The sequence below is a fragment of the Paraburkholderia sp. MPAMCS5 genome (assembly GCF_036016995.1).
In the GTDB taxonomy this organism is placed as follows: domain Bacteria; phylum Pseudomonadota; class Gammaproteobacteria; order Burkholderiales; family Burkholderiaceae; genus Paraburkholderia.
This window is the reverse complement of the sequence record NZ_JAYXBK010000004.1, coordinates 254,724-274,300: the sequence shown is the minus strand read 5'-3', so window position 1 is coordinate 274,300 and position 19,577 is coordinate 254,724. Positions and strand designations below refer to the sequence as shown.

The 19,577-nt window shown below is 65.4% G+C and carries 20 protein-coding genes; 10 read left to right on the top strand and 10 right to left on the bottom strand.

The window, feature by feature from the left end; genetic code table 11:
* Positions 1-18 precede the first annotated feature (18 nt).
* The 6 genes from VOM14_RS11560 (at position 19) to VOM14_RS11535 (ending at position 8,745) form a co-directional block, all read left to right on the top strand.
* Positions 19-783: an SDR family NAD(P)-dependent oxidoreductase gene (locus VOM14_RS11560; protein ID WP_327628836.1), complete on the top strand. Its 765-nt coding sequence runs from the start codon at positions 19-21 to the stop codon at positions 781-783.
* A gap of 169 nt (positions 784-952) precedes the next feature.
* Complete coding sequence (locus tag VOM14_RS11555; RefSeq protein WP_327628835.1) at positions 953-1,996, top strand: TRAP transporter substrate-binding protein; 1,044 nt, start codon at positions 953-955, stop codon at positions 1,994-1,996.
* 5 nt (positions 1,997-2,001) lie between these two features.
* On the top strand, positions 2,002-3,861 hold the full coding sequence (locus tag VOM14_RS11550; RefSeq protein WP_327629074.1) for a TRAP transporter large permease: 1,860 nt from the start codon (positions 2,002-2,004) through the stop codon (positions 3,859-3,861).
* A 101-nt stretch (positions 3,862-3,962) separates the two neighbouring features.
* Positions 3,963-5,954 (top strand): transketolase, encoded by a 1,992-nt coding sequence (tkt, locus tag VOM14_RS11545; RefSeq protein ID WP_327628834.1) that lies wholly within the window; start codon positions 3,963-3,965, stop codon positions 5,952-5,954.
* Between the two features lie 30 nt (positions 5,955-5,984).
* Complete coding sequence (locus VOM14_RS11540; RefSeq protein ID WP_327628833.1) at positions 5,985-6,941, top strand: D-2-hydroxyacid dehydrogenase; 957 nt, start codon at positions 5,985-5,987, stop codon at positions 6,939-6,941.
* A gap of 244 nt (positions 6,942-7,185) precedes the next feature.
* A complete protein-coding gene (locus VOM14_RS11535; RefSeq protein WP_327628832.1) occupies positions 7,186-8,745 on the top strand; it encodes an ABC1 kinase family protein in 1,560 nt (519 codons plus the stop codon).
* A gap of 39 nt (positions 8,746-8,784) precedes the next feature.
* On the opposite strand, the gene VOM14_RS11530 is transcribed toward VOM14_RS11535, so the two are convergent.
* Positions 8,785-9,738 (bottom strand): L,D-transpeptidase, encoded by a 954-nt coding sequence (locus tag VOM14_RS11530; RefSeq protein WP_442955537.1) that lies wholly within the window; start codon positions 9,736-9,738, stop codon positions 8,785-8,787.
* A gap of 306 nt (positions 9,739-10,044) precedes the next feature.
* Here VOM14_RS11530 and nadE point away from each other — a divergent pair, with 306 nt between their 5' ends.
* Positions 10,045-10,902, top strand: a complete 858-nt coding sequence (gene nadE / locus VOM14_RS11525; protein WP_327628831.1) for an ammonia-dependent NAD(+) synthetase — start codon at positions 10,045-10,047, stop codon at positions 10,900-10,902.
* 36 nt (positions 10,903-10,938) lie between these two features.
* Here nadE and VOM14_RS11520 read toward each other — a convergent pair whose 3' ends face one another.
* From VOM14_RS11520 to VOM14_RS11495, 6 genes are all read right to left on the bottom strand, one after another.
* Positions 10,939-11,205: an RNA-binding protein gene (locus VOM14_RS11520; RefSeq protein ID WP_327628830.1), complete on the bottom strand. Its 267-nt coding sequence runs from the start codon at positions 11,203-11,205 to the stop codon at positions 10,939-10,941.
* Between the two features lie 5 nt (positions 11,206-11,210).
* Positions 11,211-11,357 (bottom strand): hypothetical protein, encoded by a 147-nt coding sequence (locus tag VOM14_RS11515; protein ID WP_327628829.1) that lies wholly within the window; start codon positions 11,355-11,357, stop codon positions 11,211-11,213.
* Positions 11,358-11,594: 237 nt separating this feature from the next.
* On the bottom strand, positions 11,595-11,954 hold the full coding sequence (locus VOM14_RS11510) for a hypothetical protein (protein ID WP_327628828.1): 360 nt from the start codon (positions 11,952-11,954) through the stop codon (positions 11,595-11,597).
* 84 nt (positions 11,955-12,038) lie between these two features.
* Positions 12,039-12,683 carry a hypothetical protein gene (locus VOM14_RS11505; RefSeq protein WP_327628827.1) on the bottom strand — a complete coding sequence of 215 codons (645 nt, stop codon included), beginning with the start codon at positions 12,681-12,683 and terminating at the stop codon, positions 12,039-12,041.
* Between the two features lie 231 nt (positions 12,684-12,914).
* Positions 12,915-14,615 carry a S10 family peptidase gene (locus VOM14_RS11500; protein ID WP_327628826.1) on the bottom strand — a complete coding sequence of 567 codons (1,701 nt, stop codon included), beginning with the start codon at positions 14,613-14,615 and terminating at the stop codon, positions 12,915-12,917.
* 93 nt (positions 14,616-14,708) lie between these two features.
* Positions 14,709-16,268, bottom strand: coding sequence for a S53 family peptidase (locus VOM14_RS11495; protein WP_327628825.1), 1,560 nt, complete (start codon positions 16,266-16,268; stop codon positions 14,709-14,711).
* 221 nt (positions 16,269-16,489) lie between these two features.
* Here VOM14_RS11495 and VOM14_RS11490 point away from each other — a divergent pair, with 221 nt between their 5' ends.
* A complete protein-coding gene (locus tag VOM14_RS11490) occupies positions 16,490-16,999 on the top strand; it encodes a DUF1993 domain-containing protein (RefSeq protein ID WP_327628824.1) in 510 nt (169 codons plus the stop codon).
* Positions 17,000-17,021: 22 nt separating this feature from the next.
* Here the strand turns inward: VOM14_RS11490 and VOM14_RS11485 are convergent, their stop codons facing one another.
* Together VOM14_RS11485 and VOM14_RS11480 are read right to left on the bottom strand one after the other, a co-directional pair.
* Positions 17,022-17,342, bottom strand: a complete 321-nt coding sequence (locus VOM14_RS11485; RefSeq protein WP_327628823.1) for a YnfA family protein — start codon at positions 17,340-17,342, stop codon at positions 17,022-17,024.
* A 117-nt stretch (positions 17,343-17,459) separates the two neighbouring features.
* Positions 17,460-18,122 carry a LysE family translocator gene (locus tag VOM14_RS11480; protein ID WP_327628822.1) on the bottom strand — a complete coding sequence of 221 codons (663 nt, stop codon included), beginning with the start codon at positions 18,120-18,122 and terminating at the stop codon, positions 17,460-17,462.
* 156 nt (positions 18,123-18,278) lie between these two features.
* On the opposite strand from VOM14_RS11480, the gene VOM14_RS11475 reads away from it, so the two are divergent.
* Positions 18,279-18,746: an Lrp/AsnC family transcriptional regulator gene (locus VOM14_RS11475; protein WP_327628821.1), complete on the top strand. Its 468-nt coding sequence runs from the start codon at positions 18,279-18,281 to the stop codon at positions 18,744-18,746.
* Between the two features lie 72 nt (positions 18,747-18,818).
* On the top strand, positions 18,819-19,061 hold the full coding sequence (locus tag VOM14_RS11470; RefSeq protein ID WP_414696312.1) for a hypothetical protein: 243 nt from the start codon (positions 18,819-18,821) through the stop codon (positions 19,059-19,061).
* A 37-nt stretch (positions 19,062-19,098) separates the two neighbouring features.
* Here VOM14_RS11470 and VOM14_RS11465 read toward each other — a convergent pair whose 3' ends face one another.
* The gene (locus VOM14_RS11465; protein WP_327628820.1) at positions 19,099-19,575 is read right to left on the bottom strand and encodes an OsmC family protein; all 477 of its coding nucleotides are present in this window, start codon (positions 19,573-19,575) and stop codon (positions 19,099-19,101) included.
* Between the last annotated feature and the right edge of the window lie 2 nt (positions 19,576-19,577).

The following is a 19,577-nucleotide window of genomic DNA, read 5'->3' as shown; positions in this document are numbered from 1 at the left end:
TATCAGGAGAACAGCATCATGTCAGAGTCGCGTCTTCTCGAAGGCAAGGTCGCCGTCATTTCCGGCGCAGCATCGCCGCGTGGTATCGGCATGGCCACCGCGCGCATGTTCGCGAAGCACGGCGCGAAAATCGCGATCCTCGATCTCGACGCATCGGCGGCACGCGACGCGGCGGCATCGATCGGCCCCGAGCATCGCGGCTATGCATGCAACGTGACCGACAAAGAGGCCTGCGAGGCCGCCGTCGAACAGATCGTCGCCCACTTCGGCGCGATCGACGTGCTCATCAACAACGCGGGCATCACGCAAGCCGTCAAGCTGCTCGATATCGACTCCGATAGCTGGGACCGCATTCTCGATGTTAATCTGCGCGGCGTGCTGTATCTGTCACAAGCCGTCGTGCCGCAGATGAAGAAGCAAAAGAGCGGCTCGATCGGCTGCATGTCGTCCGTCTCGGCGCAGCGTGGCGGCGGCATTCTGGGCGGCCCGCACTATTCGGCCGCGAAGGCGGGCGTGCTCGGTCTCGCGAAGGCGATGGCGCGCGAACTCGGCGCCGACGGCATCCGCGTGAACTGCGTGACGCCCGGCCTGATTCAAACCGACATCAACGCAGGCAAGATCAGCGACGACAAGCGCGTCGAGATTCTCGCGGGCATTCCGCTGAACCGTCTCGGCGTGCCGGACGATGTCGCGGGCGCCTTCCTGTTCCTCGCGTCGCCATTCTCGACGTACATCACGGGCGCCGTCATCGACGTGAACGGCGGCATGCTGATTCACGGCTGATGCGCGGCTAACGTTCAGCGACGCGCGGCCGGGTCCGGCCAGCCGCGCGTCGAGGCAGCACCGCAGGCAGCACGGCAGTCACCGGAAGCAGGCAAACGCGCCACAGAGCGTGTTGTCCGGGAAAACAACTATACCGATACATCACCCATCCGTATTGGAGGAGCACATCATGAGCAACCGCCCGACCATCCGCACTGGCCTCGACCGACGTACCTTTCTGAAAGCGGGCGCAAGCGTCGCCGCAGCAGCGCCGCTCTGGGGCCTGTCGATCCGCAGCGCATCGGCCGCCGACTTCTCGTACAAGCTCGCGACGGGCCAGGACCCGACGCACCCGGTCAACGTCCGCGCGCAGCAGGCCTGCGACAAGATCCGTGCCGCGACCAACGGCAAGCTCGACATCAAGGTTTTCCCGTCCAACCAGCTCGGCTCCGATACCGATCTGCTGTCGCAGGTGCGCAGCGGCGGCGTCGAATTCTTCAATCAGGCGTCGTCGATTCTCGCGACGCTCGCGCCCGCCGCCGGCATCGTCAACACGGGCTTTGCGTTTCCCGACTACGACACCGTGTGGAAAGCGATGGACGGCGATCTCGGCGCGTATATCCGCGCGCAGATCGAGAAGACCGGCATCGTCACGGTTTCGAAGGTGTGGGATAACGGCTTCCGCCAGGTCAGTTCGTCGACGCGCGTCATCAAGCAGCCCGCCGATCTGAAGGGCTTCAAGATCCGCGTGCCGCAAGCGCCGATGCTCACGTCGCTCTTCAAGGCGCTCGATGCGGGCCCCGCGCCGATCAACTTCAACGAACTGTATTCGGCGCTGCAAACGGGCGTTGTCGAAGGACAGGAGAACCCGCTGCCCATCATCGCGACGGCCAAGCTCTACGAAGTGCAGAAGTCGATCAGCCTCACGTCGCACGTGTGGGACGGCTACTGGATTCTCGGCAACAAGCGCGCATGGGAGAAGCTCCCCGTGGACATGCGCGCGATCGTCACACGCGAATTCGAAGCGGCGGGCATGCTGGAACGCGCGGATATCGCGAGCCTGAACGGGACGCTGCGCAACGACCTGAAGGGCAAAGGCATCAATGTCGTCGACGTGGACCGTCAGGCATTCCGCGACGCATTGCGCAAAACGAGCTTCTACAGCGACTGGAAAGCGAAGTATGGCGACCAGGGCTGGGGCCTTCTTGAGAAGTACGTCGGAAAACTGGTGTGAACACCATGCAAACCGTTACCGTTCCTCATCCGTCGCCGCGTCGCATCGTCAATACGATCGACACGGTGCTCGGGCACATGGTCGAGATTCCGGCGGCCCTGCTGGTCGTCGCCGAAATCTTCGTGCTGCTCGCGGGCGTGACGAGCCGCTATCTGCTGCGCGAGCCGCTCGTCTGGTCCGATGAACTCGCGTCCATGCTGTTCCTCTGGCTCGCGATGCTCGGCGCCGTGGTCGCATTGCGGCGCGGCGAGCACATGCGGATGACGGCGCTCGTCGGCAAGGCATCGCCCGCCGTGCGCGCGTTTCTCGATCTCGTCGCCATCGCCGCGCCGCTCGCGTTCCTGCTGCTCGTGATCGGACCTGCTGTCGAGTTCGCGCAGGACGAGGGCATCATCACGACGCCCGCGCTCGACATCTCGAACATGTGGCGCGCGGCGGCACTGCCTATCGGCTGCGCGCTGATGCTGCTCGTCGCGTGCCTGCGGCTGATTCGCGCGGCCAACTGGCAGATGACGCTCGCCGCGCTCGCGCTGGTGGCGGCGATTGCGGGCGGCTTCGTCGCCGTCAGTCCGCTGCTGCACGATCTGGGCAACGTGAACCTGCTGATCTTCTTCGTCGGTCTCGTGGCGCTGTGCGTGCTGTCGGGCGTGCCGATCGCGTTCTCGTTCGGCCTCGCGACATTCGGCTATCTCGCGCTCACGACCAGCACGCCGCTTAGCGTCGTCGTCGGACGGATGGACGAGGGCATGTCGCACCTGATCCTGCTGTCCGTGCCGCTCTTCGTGTTCCTCGGACAACTGATCGAGATGACCGGCATGGCCAACGCGATGATCGCCTTCCTCGCGAGCCTGCTCGGCCACGTGCGCGGCGGTCTGTCGTATGTGCTCGTCGGCGCGATGTATCTGGTGTCGGGCATCTCCGGCTCGAAAGCCGCGGACATGGCCGCCATCGCGCCCGTTCTGTTCCCCGAGATGAAGGCGCGCGGCGCAAAGCCGGGCGACCTCGTCGCGCTGCTCGCGGCCACCGGCGCGCAGACCGAGACCATTCCGCCGAGTCTCGTGCTGATCACGCTCGGCTCGGTGACGGGCGTGTCGATCTCCGCGCTCTTCACGGGCGGCATGCTGCCCGGCATCGTGCTCGCGATCACGCTGTGCTCGGTCGTCTGGTGGCGCTATCGCGGCGACGATCTGTCGAACGTGCGGCGCGCGGCGGCCGGCGAAGTGCTGCGCAAGCTCGCGATCGCATTCCCCGCGCTCGCGCTGCCGTTCGTGATTCGCCTCGCCGTGGTCGAAGGCATTGCGACGGCGACGGAAGTCTCGACGATCGGCATTGCGTATGCCGTGCTCGCGGGTCTGCTGATCTACCGCCGCTTCGAATGGGCGCGCCTGAAGCCGATGCTGATCGACACCGCCTCCCTGTCCGGCGCGATCCTGCTGATCATCGGCGCGGCGACGGGCATGGCATGGGCGCTCACGCAATCCGGCTTCTCCGGCCAGCTCGCGAAGGCGATGTCGACACTGCCCGGCGGCGCCGCGATGTTCATGGCCGCGTCGATGCTCGTGTTCATCGTGCTCGGCAGCGTGCTCGAAGGCATTCCGGCGATCGTGCTGTTCGGCCCGCTGATGTTCCCGATCGCGCGCCAGATGGGCATTCACGACGTGCACTACGCGATGGTCGTGATCCTGTCGATGGGCGTGGGCCTGTTCGCGCCGCCGTTCGGCGTCGGCTACTACTCGGCGTGCGCGGTGAGCCGCATCCACCCCGACGAAGGCATGAAGCCGATCGTCGGCTACATCGCGGCGCTCGTCATCGGCCTGATCGTCGTCGCGGCCGTGCCGTGGATCTCGACCGGCTTCCTGCACTGACGCATTGCGCTGCGTCTTCTTCCGCGCAAGACGCAGCGCCCTTCCCTCTTTCACCACTTGCAATAGCCGCCGCCCAACAAGCGCCGCGGCAAGGAGAAGTCATGTCCGACATCATGCCCTTCCGCGAAACGCGACCGCTCGCGAACGCGATCCGCTTTCTTGCCATCGACGCCATCGTGCGCGCCGGCGAAGGCCATCAGGGCGTGCCCCTCGGCATGGCCGAGATCGCGACGGCGCTGTTCACGCAGCATATGAAGTTCAATCCCGCCGATCCTCAATGGCCCGATCGCGACCGCTTCGTGCTGTCGAACGGTCATGGCTCAATGCTGCTCTACGCGCTGCTGCATCTGACGGGCTATGCGCACTTCGGCATCGACCAGATCAGGACCTTCCGCGACATGGGCTCGCATTGCGAAGGGCACCCCGAGTTCGATCCCGCGGCGGGCATCGAAGTCACGACGGGCCCGCTCGGACAGGGCATTGCGAACGCGTTCGGCATGGCCGTCGCGGAGGCGTATCTGAACGCGAAGTTCGGCGACGACATCGTGAATCACCACACGTATGCATTCGTCGGCGATGGCTGTCTGCAGGAAGGCGTCGGCCAGGAAATGATTTCGCTCGCGGGACATCTGAAGCTCGGCAAGCTGATTCTCTGCTGGGACGACAACCGCATCACCGACGACGGCAGCACGTCGCTGTCGATCAGCGAGGACGTGAGCGAACGGTTTCGCGTCGCGGGCTGGCATGTGATCGAAGTGGACGGACACGATCTCGATGCCGTGGCCGCCGCGCTCGCGCAGGCGAAGCGCGATCCGCGTCCGTCGATGCTCGCGTGCCGCACGGTGATCGCGCGCGGCATCGCGCGTTTGCAGGGACAACGCGGCGGCCACAGCGGCAAGCTGTTCGACGCCGATGCCGATGCGGCCCGCAACGAACTCGGCTGGCCGCATGCGCCGTTCGAGATTCCGCGCGACGTGCTCGGCGAATGGCGCGCAGCGGGACAACGCAGCGAGCGCGAGTATCTCGCGTGGCACGAGCGTCTTGCCGCCTTGCCCGACGACGCGCGCGACGAATTCGAGCGCATTCAGTCAGGCTCGTTGCCCGAAGGCTGGCAGCACGCGCTCGAAGACTACAAGACGCGAGCGATCGAAAAAGGCGAAGGACAGATGGGCATCATGATTTCAGCCGAAATCAACGATCTGTTCGCGCAGCAGTTGCCCGAGCGCATGGTCGGTTGCGCCGATCTCGAAGCGCCGACGAGCCATAAGCGCAGCCTGCATGCGTTCACTTCGGAAGACCGCGGCGGCGCGTACGTGCATTGCGGCGTGCGCGAGCACGTGATGGGCGCGATGGCGAACGGCATGGCCGCGCACGGCGGCGTCATTCCGCTGGCCGTCACGTATCTCGCGTTCTCCGACTACGAGCGTCCCGCGATGCGCATGGCCGCGCTCATGGGCCTGCCCGTGAAGTTCGTGTTCAGCCACGATTCGATTGGCGTTGGCAAAAATGGGCCGACGCATCAGCCGGTGGAGATACTGGCGTCGTTGCGCGCGATGCCGAACATGCGCGTGTTCCGCCCTGCCGATGCCGTCGAAGCCGCCGAATGCTGGGCGCTCGCGTACGAGCATCGCAGCGGCCCGAGCACGATGGTCTTCGCGCGCCAGACACTGCCGCTCGTGCGCGCGCGCGCGAGCGCCGAGAACCTGTGCGCGCGCGGCGGCTATGTGCTCACCGAAGCCGAAGGCGGCAAGCGCCTCGTCACGCTGCTCGCGACGGGATCGGAAGTGGCGCTGGCCGTCGCGGCGCGTGAACGTCTGCAACAGGAAGGCATACCGACGGCTGTCGTCTCGCTGCCGTGCTGGGAGTTGTTCGACGCACAGGAGCGCGCGTATCGACAGGCCGTGCTGGGCGCGGACACTGTGCGCATCGGCGTCGAGGCGGCTGTGCGGTTCGGCTGGGATCGCTATCTGGGCGAGCGCGGCGGCTTTGTCGGCATGACCGGCTTCGGCGCGTCCGGTCCCGCCGAGGCGTTATACGAGCACTTTGGGATTACACCGGCGCATATCGTCGCCGAAGCCAAGCGTCATCTTTAATCCGCTTTATTGCGTTGAACAGGAACCAGCATGCAGAAGATCGTCTTTCTCGACCGCGCGACGCTTGCGCCGCAGATCAAACTCGCGCGCCCATCGTTTGAACACGAACTCATCGAGCACGAGCATACGCGAGCCGATCAGGTCGCCGCGCGGCTGGCGGGCGCGACCATCGCGATCACGAACAAGGTGCCGTTGACGGCGGAAGTGCTCGCGCAACTGCCCTCGCTGAAACTCGTCGCCGTGGCCGCGACGGGCACCGATTGCGTCGATAAGGAAGCGTGCAAGCGGCACGGCGTGACCGTGTCGAATATTCGCGGCTATGCGGTGAATACCGTGCCGGAACATACGTTTGCCTTGATGCTTGCGCTGCGCCGCAATCTGATCGCCTATCGCGACGACGTGCTGAACGGCGAATGGCAGAAGTCCGGCCAATTCTGCTTTTTCAATCACGCGATACACGATCTTGGCGGGATGACGCTAGGCATCATCGGCGAAGGCGTATTGGGTCAGCGCGTGGCCGAGATTGCGAAGGCGTTTGGCATGCGGACGCTGTTCGCCGCGCACAAGGGCCGCGATGGACTCGGGCCGCTCTATACCCCGTGGGACGAAGTGCTCGCGACCAGCGATGTGATCACGATCCATAGTCCGTTGACGCCGCAGACGCGCGGCATGCTGGCGATGCCCGAGTTTCGGGCCATGAAGCGTAAGCCGATCATCATCAATACGGCGCGCGGCGGGCTCGTCGACGAAGATGCTCTCGTGCGCGCGCTCGATGAAGGGCTGATCGGCGGTATCGGCTTCGATGTGCTTTCCAGCGAGCCGCCCGACGCGGGTAACGCCTTGATGCGGATCGCTGCCAGGCCCAATGTGATTGTGACGCCCCACGTGGCGTGGGCATCGGATGAAGCGCAACAGGCGCTCGCCGATCAGTTGATGGGCAACATCGACAGGTTTGTCGGCGGCGCGCCGGTGAATGTCGTGGTTTGACGTTTTTGTGAGCGGCTGCCGGTCTTAAGCGAGGAAAGACACGCCCGAAGCCGGCATCCGCGCTTGCGCCTCGCGGCGCTGGCTTTGCTCCGGCGCGCCGGCTTGCGACACGACGGGAGGGCCGCCGATATTTATCGCGCGCCGCCCGCCGATGCGCCGGCCGGCGCGCATCCCTGATAATCTGAGCGTCCTGGCCACGCGGCGCCCAGGTTCGCGCGCCGCATCGCCGTCACTCGAACTGCCGATGCCGCCACTGTTTCGCCGCCTACTGCTGCTCTACCACGCACTGCGCTACGGCGCGCGCCTGATCTGGCTCGCCGCGCCATCCGATCACAAACTGCACTGGATGATCGAACTCGTCGGCCGCGTGCATGCTTCCACGGCGAGCGCGGAGCGCCTTTACGGGCTGCTGCCCGCGCTCGGCCCGCTCGCCGGCCGCTTTGCGCGCACGCTCGTCGAGCGTCCCGAACTCGCCACGGCCACGTTGCACGACGCGATCGACGCGATCGATCACCTGGAAACGCCGCTGCCGCCAGGCGAGTCCGAAGCGGCATTGGCGCGCGCGTTCGGCCGGCCGCTCGCCACGCTGTTCAGCGCGGTGGATCTGATCCCGGTGCGCAGCGGTTTCGCGGAGCAGACGCATTTCGCGCGGCTTCTCGCGCCGGTCAACGGTCATTGCGAGGTAGCGATCAAGCTGGTGCGGGCCGGCCAGTTGCAACAGATCGGCGATGAACTCGCGCTGCTGCGCTGGGTCGCGCGCTGGCTCGAAAAGCTGTCGCGCCAGGCGCGCCGCCTGCAACTGCCCGCGCTCGCCCAAACTTTCACCGACGACATCCTGCGCCGCTTCGACCTGCGCGCCGAAGCCGCGAACCTGAGCCAGACCGGCCATCATTTCGAGGGCGACACGCGCCTCGTCGTGCCCGACGTGATCTGGGATCTGTGCACCACCCACACGCTGACGATGCAGCGCATCAGCACGCTGCCGGCGAGCGACCTGATCGGCCTGCATGCGCATCACGTCAAGCTCGCGCCGCTCGCCGCGCATATTGTCGAAGTGGTGACGGAACAGGCGTTCGAGCACGGCTTTTTTCACGCGACACTCGATGCGCGCCGGGTTCGCGTGAGTATCGAACCGGATTCGCTCGGGCGCCTCGTGCTCGCCGAGTTTTCGATCATGTCGAGCCTTTCGACCGAAGAGCGCGAGTTTTTTGTGCACGGCGCCACCGCGCTCTTCGAACAGGATTACGGCCGGCTCGCCGACATTCATCGCGAGGCCGGACATGTGCCGCACGACACGCGCGCCGAGCTGCTGGAAGCCGAGTTGCGCACGCGCGCCGAAGCGCATTTCGCCGCGGCGCCGGAACATCGCACGGCGGGTTCGCTGTTTCACCACCTGCTGCATGCGGTGATTCCGTTCGACGGCGCCGTGCCCGGCCGTCTCGCCACCGCGCAACGCTCGTTCGAGCAGGCCGAGATGCTGGCGCGGGCGCTGCATCCGGGCGTCGATACATGGAATATCGCGCGGCGCGTTCTGGAGGATATTGCCCGGCGCGACGTGGATCATCGCGGCTGGTTCAAGCGCATTTCACGCGAGTTGCCGCATCTCGCGCATATGCTGCCGCGCGTGCCGCAGCTGGCGGTGCGCTACTTGCAGCACGAGCACGAGCGCGCGCGCTCGCCGCGCCAGACCGCTCAATTGCTGGCCGATATCAGCCGGGAATACCGGCGCACGCGCGTGCTGTTGTGGGCGTGCGCGGTGTGCGGCGGCATCCTCGGCGCGGGCACGATGCTGCTGATGTGGTGAGCGCGGCGACATGACCCACGCGGCATGCACAGCGCCGGGTCAATCCGCCGTATCCGCTCCCGCCGGCACTCGCGCGCGCGCTTTCGCGCCCGGCGCGGGCGCCCACGCGGGACGAACCTTGCGGCCCGAATCCACGACGACGATATATCGCCCCGCCCACGGCAGCATCTGCCGGTCGCTCTTCAAGATCCACAGCGATTTGCCGGAATCGACGAGCGCCGAATATTCCGCGTCGAGAATGCCGTAGTGATCGAAAAACGTATTGAGCGACGCGGGAATCCGCACGCAGCCCTTCGAATGGCGCACGCCGAGTAAGGGTTCGAGCCGGTCGGGGTCGGTGGCGTGCATCTGGAAGCGCATCTGCGAGATGCCGCCCTTGCCCCAGCCTCGCTCGCCCTCTGCCCAGCCGAGATCGAAAATGCGCATGTCGCGCTTGCCGTAGCCGCGAATATGGTTTTCGTTCTCCGTGCCCTCGGAGCGGAAATCCATGTTGGACGGCGTATGTTCGAACACGCCGAGCGGCGTGACGAAATGGTCGTACTCGCCGGGACGGCCGGTGGAAACGGGCGAGGCGCCGATCATCTGCCAGGCGTCGGCCGGCGCGGCGCGAAAATAGATGAACAGCGCCTGCACATTCTCGTTGCGATCGACCAGCACCACATATTCGCCCGACAGGCCGCCCAGCACGTGCGCGCGCAATGCCGTTTGCAGACGCCCGGCATACGCGTGCTGCTCCGTGACCGGCACGTTGAGCCGGCGCGTGACGTTCCGCGCGAACACGTCGCGCAGCGAAAACGCGCGGCGCGGGTCCACCACGCCGGCCGCATCGGGCACGGCGACGGATGAGGCGTCGATGGGAAAATCGGCCCGCGCGGGCGGCGCGGGCGGCGTTGCCGCACAACAGACGCCCGCCGAGACGGCGAGCGCGGCGCCGCACGCGAACTGGCGCAGCACGGAGCCCGGCGCGTGCGCGAGGCGTTGCCACGCACTCATGGCGCGCGGCAGATCGAACGGATGCGGCATACAGCGGATCGTGCGCCGGCTCGCGACTTCGTTAAAAGTCGGACGGCGCCAGACAGGCGGGCGAGGCCGCTTGGCGTGGTTCATCGCGGGTTCGCACTCGTGTGATTATTATTGGTTGCTCGCAGGTTGATGCGGCACTCGGAACCAGGATGTTACTTAGCGCATCGCGTTCTGTCGATGGAGCTTCGCCTTTCGCCGGGTCCGTTACGTGCTGGCCGACGTCGCACGAGATTGCGTTGCTGGACAATGCGCCCACGAGCGAGGAGCGAACCATTCATGAAGCAAACCGAGCCAGCCGCCCTTCAGGCCAATATCGCGGCGGAACTGCACGTTGCCGCCGACTTCGACGCCAATCGGGAAATTGAGCGCCGCGTGTCCTTTCTCGCGAATTATTTGCGCAGCAACGGCCTGAAGACTTACGTGCTCGGGATTAGCGGCGGCGTGGATTCCACGACGGCAGGACGGCTCGCGCAACTGGCCGTCGAGCGGCTGCGCGCCGCCAGCTACGACGCGCGGTTCGTCGCGATCCGCCTGCCGCACGGCGAGCAGAGCGACGAAGCGGACGCGCAGCGGGCGCTCGCCTTCATTCGCGCGGACGAGAGCGTGACCATCGACATCAAACCGGCCGCCGACGCGATGCTCGCCTCGCTGCGTCAGAGCGGCGTGCCGTTTTCGGACGAGTCGCAGGAAGATTTCGTCCACGGCAATATCAAGGCGCGCCAGCGCATGATCGCGCAGTACGCGGTGGCCAGCACGCGCACGGGCGTCGTGATCGGCACCGACCACGCGGCCGAGTCGCTGATGGGATTTTTCACGAAATTCGGCGACGGCGGCGCCGACGTGCTGCCGCTCGCGGGACTCAACAAGCGCCGGGTGCGGGCGGTCGCGAAAGCGCTCGGCGCTGCCGAGGCGCTGGTGCACAAGGTGCCGACCGCAGACTTGGAAGCGTTGCGTCCGCAACGGCCGGACGAGGACGCGTACGGCGTGCCGTACGAGACCATCGACGACTTCCTGGAAGGCAAACCGGTGAGCGACGAGGCACGCGAGATCATCTTGCGTTTCTACGATGTCACGCGGCATAAGCGCGCGTTGCCGTACACGCCGTTCGACTGGCAGGCGCCGGCGGCCGAGTGACGTGCTGACAGTGACGGGCAGGCGCGACGGCGGCGCTTAGTGTTCCGGCGGCGGTTCGTCGCTGAACAGATCGGCGGTTGCCTCCAGCGCCACGCCGCCTAACTGCTTGCCGTGAATCTGCCGCGCGATGACTTCGCCGACATAGGGCACTTGCGCGTCGAGTTCGACCGTGGCGTAAGCAGTGGGCTGGCCCGCGTCGACGACCTCGACGCTTTTGGCGTAATGCCCCAGTTCGCGCTTAAGGAACTCGCGCACTTCCTGCTCGCCACACGACGGCGCGATATTGCGCACGATCAGTTTCATGCGGCCTACCCTCGGCGGCTGTCGCGATTCGCGGCCTGCACGCGCACCGGGCGCATGGCGGCGCGCTGTTTCGCCCGAGCGGCTGCAAGTTCGCGGATCAGCGCGGCGCCCGCCAGACCGGCAGCGGCCAATGACAGATAGAAGGCAATCATTCAGATCTCTCCGTAAAAGCGATGCGACGCAGCGCCGTCAGGCACGCTGCATTGAAACCGTCTCAATGGACTGTACCCGAATTGACGGGATCGAAAACAGCAAAACAACTGCGCGGCGCGCGAACCTGTTCGTTGAAACCGCGCCGCGCGAATCGCAATGCAGACGCCCGACGCAAGAAGCGCGCCGCACGACGCGTCAACGCGCAAACTTGTGCGAAAGCGCGCCGGCCACGCCGATCAGTCCACCGCTTGCACATTGGCCGCGCTCACCCACCACGCATTCTTGCCGTGCGGCATCTGGACCAATACCGCCGACGGATCGTCGACGCCATCGTCGGCGACTTCGCACACGGCGAGTCCGTCGGGCAAATGCTTCACTTCGCCCGCGGACTGAAACAACGCAACGCGTTGGGCGTTGAGCGGACGCAGTTGCCGGTAGACATCGAAGCTGATCGCGGCGGGCACGTCGCCGCGAATCTGCAGCGTGCCGGCTGTGCCGCAATGAACCGGCTCCGCGGCGAGCACGGACGGGCTGCCGGCGATGCAGCTCAATGTCAGCGCGGCCAGGGTTGCTGCGCCAGGACGGGAATAGATCATGGTGATTCTCCAGAAAACGGGTTGAGGCGCGAATCGAACGGGAACGCAAGGCGCGCTCCACGCGAGCGCCACCGGCCTGCGAACCTACGGCGAGCTGAGGTGTCCGGCTGCGCGGGCGCCTTCGCCGGGCGTTGCGGCATCCGGCTGGCTGACGTCGCACGAGCTCTGGCTGAAGCTGGAATTGACGATCGACCAGTCGCCGACAATCGCCGCTTGCGCTTGCCCGAGACTCAGTTTGCCTTCGCAGACGCAGCGCTTGAGCATGACCGCGACGCGCGCCTTGCGACGTTCGCCCTGACGGCCCGCCCAAGGCAGAAGACGGAGATTCGAAGGTGCGTCGGGCGAACCGCCGAGCACCACCGGCACACGCCTGTCGAGCGCGAAGTCGACGCCGTCGTCGGCGTCGAGACCGCGCTCGGCCAGCATCCGGTCCTTGTGCGCCATCAGTTTGTCGAGCGGCGGCGAAACCGCGCTGGCATAGCCCGGACGGCAGATGGTTTCACCGATCGACTGCTGGGTGACCCGGTCGTCAAGCATGCTCACGTCCTGCGCGCGGACCTCCCCGACGCCCAACGCGAAGAACGCACTCAGGCAGAAAGCCAGTGCAAGGCGCGCCGGGCGCGCGAGCCGCGACGCGAGTCCGGGCGGAAACGGATTGGATCGGGAGAAACGGTTGGCGTGCTCGCCGGGATGGCCGCCGCGACGCCTGTCTGCAATGTCTGCCTTCATTCGTCGGCGCGCCTGCGGAGGCGCGCAATAGTTCAATTCGCAAGACAATTAAAACACATTCGATTCGCATGCGGAAAATGCAGGCGCAAAAAAGCCCGCCGTGTTGGGGCGGGCCAATGTGAATCAACGATGTAAGTCAACCCGGATCGACGCCTCTGCGCGCGGACCGCAGTGCGGCGTGCACGGCGACGAGAAACCGTCGCCGCAGTGCCACCACACGCCGCGCCGCGCTTAATGCGCCACGCGCGCCTGCAATGCGCGAATGCGGCCGAGCGCCTCGGCATTGGCTACCGTCGAATCGTACATTCTGGCGAGATCGGCTTTCAGCGCGGTGCGCGATCCGCCGTCGAGATAGACCATGTGCCCCGATGGGTAAAAGCGCGCCGACAGATTCTGCCGGACCTGCTGGCTGAGCAGCGGCATTTGCTGCAGATCGAGCACCGTCTGATAGAACGGCGTGACGAAATCGTAAAAGCCGTTTGCCGACAACACCTTGAGATCGGGATTCAGCGCCATCACGGCGGCGAGGTCGCCGGCCGTGTAGAGGATCACGTTGCCCTTGGCGTCCACGCCCTTCTGCGCGCCGGTCGGATCGATATGGCTGAAGTCCCAGAACTGGAACGCCTGATCGTTGAGATCCGTGAACGACGAGTTCGACGTGTATTTCAACTGTTCGTTGAGGTAGACGTTCCACATGGTCGTATAGACGCCCGACACGGCCGTCATGGTGGGATCGTTGCCGCCCGAGTTCGGATCGATCTTGCCGGCAATACCGGTGTCGATCGCGCTCACGCGGCCGTCGTAGGCACCGAGCGCGAGCCCCTGCGACTTGAGCAGCGTGGTCAGGAAAAGCGAGTTGCCGCGACTGTCGTACGACGCGATATCGAGACTCCACGCCAGCAACGTCGTCTTGTCGATACCGGTGTACTCGCTCAGCTTCTCGACCGTCGCCGAATCTGTAGTCGGGAATTTGCGCAGGGCCGCAAGATAGTCGGTGCGGGCGAACTGCGCGACTTCTTCGGCGAACGCGCCGAGATCCGTGGGCCGCGGCGCGACGCCCAGTTTCTTGTGATACCACGCGTCCGCGGCGGCCGTGGGCAGCGCGCCGATCGGGTTGCCCGCCTGCGTGTAATCGAGAATCGACGATTGCAACGTGACGCCGTTCAGATCCACGCCGTCTTCGTGCAGCCGGTAGGCGAGCACGCAACTGCGCGCCGTGCCGTACGACTCGCCGAACAGGTATTTCGGCGAATTCCAGCGATTGTTCTTCGTCAGAAAGCGCTTGATGAACTGCTTGATCGAGTCGGCGTCCTGGTCCACGCCCCAGAAGTCGCGGTTTTTCTTAGGCGCGATAGCCGCCGAATAGCCGGTGCCGACCGGGTTGATGAAGACCAGATCGCTTCGGTCGAGCAGACTGTCGGGGTTGTCTTCCATCGTATAGGGCGCGGGCGGCGTAAAGCTCGGCATGGACGTCCTGATGCGGCGCGGCGCGAACGACCCGAGCAGCACGAAGACCGAAGACGAACCCGGCCCGCCGTTATAGAAGTACGTGACCGGGCGCGTCTCCTCTTTCTGGTTGTCCTGCGTGAACGCGACGTAGAACATGCGCGCGGACGGCTGCGAACTGCTCGGATCGACGATCACCAGGTGGCCCGCCGTCGCCGTGTAGTTGATCTTCTTGCCGCCGATCGTGACCGAGTGATGCGTGATCGCCGCGCTTTCGTCGGTGGCGGTGACGGAATCGTCCGGCCCGTTGCCGTACGCCACCGGATCGAACAAGGGCTGATCGCCCGCCTTCTGCTTGCCGGCGGGCGCCGCCGGCTTCGCCGGAGCTTTCGCGCTGTGCGGCGACTGCGGACTAACAGGCGCTGAGGACACCGCAGGCACTGCGGGCGTTGAGGGCGCTGGGGACGCCGGGTCTGTGCTTGTCATGATCGCTCCATGGGTACGTTCACGTCTTATGCCGGTGCCGCCGACTCTTGCAAACCACTCTTGCAAACCACACTCGCAAACCACACTCGCAAACTATAGGACGCCGGCCACTTTCTGACCATTGGGACTGCCGAGTCCCGTGCAGGCGTCCCAGCCCACGGAGGCCGCGAAGCTGCCGTTATTGCCCTGCGTGATGTCGTTGCAAACGCCCGCCGCCTTGTAAAGCTTCGGGTTGACGAAGCCGGCCGGCCTGCCGTTCGCCGCGTTGATGCGGGCAATCAGCGCGGCCCACAGCGGCGCGACCGCGCTCGTGCCGCCCACCACCGTCTGCATGCCCCCGACCAGCACGCTGTAGCCGGTGAGCGGCGAGGCGTCGCCGGCGACGTCGGGCACGCCGCGTCTGGCGAGCGGCTGCTTGCCGCCGCCCGTCGATGTCACCGATAAACCTTCCTGCCACGCCGGCAACGCGAACGCGGTGCTCACGCCGCCGCCGCTCGCGCCGCCTTCGGAACCGTCGTTCCAGACCACCTCGTGCGTGATCGACGCACCCGACGCCGTCAGGCTCGTGCCGCCGCAAGCCAGCACATACGGGCTCGATGCCGGAAAGTCGACCTGATCCCCCGTGCCCGAGCCGTCGCTGGACCCGCTGTCGCCCGACGCCGCGCACACCGTCACGCCGAGCGCCGCCGCGCTTTGCAGCACGCTGTTGAATGCCTTTTGCGACTGGCTCGTCCAGCGCGATTCCGGTCCGCCCCAACTGATCGAAATCACCGACGGCCTGTTGGCCGTGTCGTGCACCGCGCTGCTCACCGCGTCGATGAAACCGGCGTCGCTGTTCGGCGCGAAATACACGGCGAGGGTCGCGCCCGGCACGATCGCGCCGACGATCTCGATGTCGAGCGTGACCTCGCCGTCGGGTCCGTTCGGATCGCCGGTCGGCTCATTGCGGGCCTGATCGACGCTGACCGGTTTCACCGTGGGCGAGGCGACGTTGAGGCTCGCGAAGTACGACGTGAGATCCGCCGTGCTGTATCCGCCGCCCAGCTCGATGATGCCGACGCACTGGCCGCCGCCGTCGCCGGCTGGAAACTGGTAGAGCGACGCGAGCTGCGGCGGCGTGAACGAAACCTGATGCACGCGGGCCGGCCGGAACGGCGGCCGGATGCGAAAGTGCGGCCGCGCCTGCGGACGGTTGTCGAGCCCGAGCACCGCTTCGACCACACCGTGCAGATCGTCCGGCACGTTGACCGCGCCGGTGCGTCCGCGAAATGTGCCGGCCGTATGGTGCTGGTACTGTTCGAGCTTGACCTCGAACGCGCTCTGGAATTGCGCGACCGTGCCGGACAGCACGACCGAGCGCGCCGCCGTGTCTTCGCGCACCACCGTCAGGCCGTGCGCGGCGGCGAATGCCTTGACTTTGGCGATGTCGTCGGGCGCCGCGCCGTAGTCTTTGGCGAGCGCCTCGCGCGAGAGCGGCGCCACGTTCGGATCGCCCGCCTCGATGCGGCTCATGAGCGAGTCGAACTGCGCTTGCTGCTGACGGCGCAGCATCACGAAAACCTCGATCTTTTCTGCCGGATCGCAATCGCCGATGAGTTTCGAACCTTGTTCTACTGTTCGCTCGCTGCCGGGCAGCGGGTGCTTGCTGGCCATAGTCGACTCCCATGTTTGACGGACTTCGCAAACCGTCGGACCCATGCATTCAAACACAGTTCCAGCGCGCGCGGCAGTCGGCCGAATGGCCTAAGACGCGCGCTTCATGCGTGATTCATGCGCACTTTCCACTGCTCCGCTATGATGCTTCAGCGGCTATCCAGCCGTTACATTGCCTCGCGCGCCGTTCGCGCGCACGATCGAAGAATCAGAGGAACCCCATGTCAATTTCGATGTATCAAGCCTCCGTGCCCGTGCTGATTCGCGGCCTCTCCAATTTGCAAGCCATCCTTGGCAAAGCCGAGGCGCACGCCGCCGAAAAGCAGATCGATCCGTCGGTATTCACCCACGCCCGCCTCGCGCCGGACATGTTGCCGCTCGTGCGCCAGGTGTATATCGCGAGCGATACGGCGAAGGGCTGCGCGGCGCGTCTGGCCGGCGTGGAAGCGCCGAAATACGAAGACGTCGAACAGACATTCGACGAACTCGATGCCCGCCTACAGAAGACGATCGACTATCTGAAAGAATTTACTGCACAGCAGATCGACGGCTCGGAAGAGCGCGCCGTCACGCTGAAAATGCGCAGCGGCGTGATCGAATTTTCGGGCCTGTCGTATCTGCTCGGTTTCGTGCTGCCCAACTTCTACTTCCACGTCACGACGGCGTACGACATCCTGCGCCACAACGGTGTGGAACTGGGCAAGCTCGACTATCTGGGCCAGCCGAAATAACGCGCCGCGCCGCCGGGCCGGTTCAGACGCGCGGCTGGAACGTGATGATCGCCATGCCGGCCAGCGTCACCGCGACGCCGGCCGCGTCCCACAGCGTCGGCCGCACCTTGTCGACGCACCATAGCCACGCTATCGCCACGGCCACATACACGCCACCGTAAGCCGCATACACGCGGCCCGCGGCGGTGCCGTGCAGCGTGAGCAGCCACGCGAACAGCGCGAGGCTTAGCGCGCCCGGCACCAGCAGCCAGACGGAACCGCCCTCTTTTATCCAGCGCCACGGCAAATAGCAGCCGACAATTTCAGCAACGGCGGTGACGGCGTACAGCAAAAGGGTTTTCATCGACGGGTAGGCAAGGTGGTTCGACGGTTCGTGTCGCCCCGGCTGCGGGCCGTGGGCCGGGCGCCATAAGGCGCGCCATCGGCTTTATTAACACAAACGCCTCGCCCGTGAGCAGGATCAGTCGAGCGAAAGCCGCAGCGCGAAGCCGATCAACGCCGCGGAGAACGTCCAGCGCTGCAAGGTCTGTGCGAGCGGATGCGCGCGCATCCATCCCGCGATTCGCGCCGCGCCCACGGCATACGTAAGGTCGAAGCACAGACCGACCGCGAGCAGCACGCCACCCAGCTCGATCATCTGCAACGCAACCGGTCCCGCTTCGGGACGCACGAATTGCGGCAACAACACGGAACAGAACAGCAACGCCTTCGGATTGAGCAGATTGGTCAAGAGACCTTTGACGAACGCGGCCCTCAGCCGATGCAAAGCCGGTTCCAACGCCGGCTTCGACGGGTTGGCGCCCGCGCCGCCCGCGCCGCCGTCAGGCAACGCAAAAACAGGCGAGCGGAAAATCTGAATGCCGACCCACGCCAGATAGACCGCGCCGCCGTAGCGCACCACGTCGTAAAGCCACGGCGCGTTGCGCAGCAGCGCGGCCACGCCGCATGCCGACAGCGTCACATGCGTCGCGCGCGCCACGCCGAGCCCGCACGCCGCCGCGAAGCCGCTGCGCACGCCGCGTCCGATACTCGTTTGCAAGATCAGCGCCATGTCAGGCCCTGGCATCGCATAGACGACCAGCAACGCGACGATATAGACGACGAGAAGGTGTACGGAAATCATGAAAGCCTCTTCTAATGGAGGGCTCTATCTTGCTATCGCCGACTTAGGTTTTGCTGGCGAATTTCACAGCAGAACATGCCACTTTTAGCGGAACACGCTAATATTCATCCGCTTTACAAAGTTTTCCGCCAACGCACAAAAGACCCGAAAAAGCCCATGACAACCGACCTCGACAAGACGGATCGCGCGATCCTGGCCGCGCTGCAAAAGGACGGCCGCATGTCGAATGCGAAGCTGGCCGAGCTGGTTGGCCTCAGCGAGACGCCGTGCGCGCGCCGCCTCAAGCGTCTTGAGCACGACGGCTATATCGGTCAGTACCGCGCCATGCTGACGCGCCCGGCGCTCGGCTTCGGCGTGGTGGCGTTCGTGCTCGTGCGCTTCGCCGTGCACGACAAGGCGCTCGCCAACCGCTTCGAGCGCGAGGTGCAGGCCATTTCCCGGATCATTTCGTGTCACAACGTGTCGGGCAGCGCCGACTACATCCTGCAAGTGGTGGCGCGCGACCTCGACGATTACGGCACCTTCATGCGCGACCAGATGCGCAGCCTGCCGGGCGTGACCTCGGTGGAGTCGGCGCTATCGTTGCGTGAGGTAAAGGCCGACGGCGGTTTGCCGCTCTCCTGAAGCCGAACGTGGCATAGTCACGCCATTTGCCTTTGACGCGGCGCGAGCCGCCTTCACGAACACGGAGTTCTCATGGACAACATCGATCACGACAAGGCCCGGGCAGAAGAAAGCGCCGCCATGGAGCGCGTTCTGACCGCGACGCAACGGGTCAAGACGGCGTTCGCTTCGTTGCAGTCGCAATTTCCGCCGGCCGGCAGCGGCCAGCCCTCGCAGTTCGCGCTGCAAACGTTCGACGCCGCCTTGCAGGAACTCGAAGACGCCCAAGCCGCATTCGACGACATGCTGGGCGATCTGCTCGACGGCAACCGCTAACACCGGGCCGCGCGCGAGCCCGGCACCGAAGGAGCGCTTAACGCGCGTTCGTTTCGACCACCGGCTCGCAGAGAATCGGAAAATTCACCGAGTTGGCGACATAACACTTCTCGTGCGCCATGTGATGCAGGCGCGCCGCCAGTTCGACGTCGCCGCCCGCCTGAATGACGACACGCGGACGCAGCACGATTTGCGAAAACCGCCCTTGCCGCGGATCGTCGAGCATGGTGCCCTCGGCGTCGTCGCGATATTCCAGCACGGCAATACCGGCGTCGGCGCAAAGATGCAGATACCAGAGCTTGTGACACGCCGAGGCCGACGCGACCAGCAGATCTTCCGGATTCCACCGGTTCGCGTCGCCGAGAAAAGCGGCATCCGACGAACCCTCAATGACCGGCTTGTTCCCCGCGCGAATCACATGATCGCGGCTGTAGTCGCGATAGCCCGAAGTGCCGCTGCCGCGATTGCCCGTCCACTGCACAGAGACCTTGTACTTGTGCTCGCCGTACGCCATAC

What these genes read in the sequence shown, in the direction of transcription:
- VOM14_RS11500 (WP_327628826.1), bottom strand. Translation starts at nt 14,615, where the DNA reads ATGACAAGCACAGACCCGGCGTCCCCAGCGCCCTCAACGCCCGCAGTG.
- VOM14_RS11485 (WP_327628823.1), bottom strand. Translation starts at nt 17,342, where the DNA reads ATGAAAACCCTTTTGCTGTACGCCGTCACCGCCGTTGCTGAAATTGTC.
- VOM14_RS11475 (WP_327628821.1), top strand. Translation starts at nt 18,279, where the DNA reads ATGACAACCGACCTCGACAAGACGGATCGCGCGATCCTGGCCGCGCTG.
- VOM14_RS11465 (WP_327628820.1), bottom strand. Translation starts at nt 19,575, where the DNA reads ATGGCGTACGGCGAGCACAAGTACAAGGTCTCTGTGCAGTGGACGGGC.
- VOM14_RS11505 (WP_327628827.1), bottom strand. Translation starts at nt 12,683, where the DNA reads ATGAAGGCAGACATTGCAGACAGGCGTCGCGGCGGCCATCCCGGCGAG.
- VOM14_RS11495 (WP_327628825.1), bottom strand. Translation starts at nt 16,268, where the DNA reads ATGGCCAGCAAGCACCCGCTGCCCGGCAGCGAGCGAACAGTAGAACAA.
- VOM14_RS11560 (WP_327628836.1), top strand. Translation starts at nt 19, where the DNA reads ATGTCAGAGTCGCGTCTTCTCGAAGGCAAGGTCGCCGTCATTTCCGGC.
- VOM14_RS11480 (WP_327628822.1), bottom strand. Translation starts at nt 18,122, where the DNA reads ATGATTTCCGTACACCTTCTCGTCGTCTATATCGTCGCGTTGCTGGTC.
- VOM14_RS11515 (WP_327628829.1), bottom strand. Translation starts at nt 11,357, where the DNA reads ATGATTGCCTTCTATCTGTCATTGGCCGCTGCCGGTCTGGCGGGCGCC.
- VOM14_RS11510 (WP_327628828.1), bottom strand. Translation starts at nt 11,954, where the DNA reads ATGATCTATTCCCGTCCTGGCGCAGCAACCCTGGCCGCGCTGACATTG.
- VOM14_RS11470 (WP_414696312.1), top strand. Translation starts at nt 18,819, where the DNA reads ATGGACAACATCGATCACGACAAGGCCCGGGCAGAAGAAAGCGCCGCC.
- VOM14_RS11520 (WP_327628830.1), bottom strand. Translation starts at nt 11,205, where the DNA reads ATGAAACTGATCGTGCGCAATATCGCGCCGTCGTGTGGCGAGCAGGAA.
- VOM14_RS11490 (WP_327628824.1), top strand. Translation starts at nt 16,490, where the DNA reads ATGTCAATTTCGATGTATCAAGCCTCCGTGCCCGTGCTGATTCGCGGC.
- VOM14_RS11555 (WP_327628835.1), top strand. Translation starts at nt 953, where the DNA reads ATGAGCAACCGCCCGACCATCCGCACTGGCCTCGACCGACGTACCTTT.
- VOM14_RS11540 (WP_327628833.1), top strand. Translation starts at nt 5,985, where the DNA reads ATGCAGAAGATCGTCTTTCTCGACCGCGCGACGCTTGCGCCGCAGATC.
- VOM14_RS11535 (WP_327628832.1), top strand. Translation starts at nt 7,186, where the DNA reads ATGCCGCCACTGTTTCGCCGCCTACTGCTGCTCTACCACGCACTGCGC.
- VOM14_RS11550 (WP_327629074.1), top strand. Translation starts at nt 2,002, where the DNA reads ATGCAAACCGTTACCGTTCCTCATCCGTCGCCGCGTCGCATCGTCAAT.
- VOM14_RS11530 (WP_442955537.1), bottom strand. Translation starts at nt 9,738, where the DNA reads ATGAGTGCGTGGCAACGCCTCGCGCACGCGCCGGGCTCCGTGCTGCGC.
- nadE (WP_327628831.1), top strand. Translation starts at nt 10,045, where the DNA reads ATGAAGCAAACCGAGCCAGCCGCCCTTCAGGCCAATATCGCGGCGGAA.
- tkt (WP_327628834.1), top strand. Translation starts at nt 3,963, where the DNA reads ATGTCCGACATCATGCCCTTCCGCGAAACGCGACCGCTCGCGAACGCG.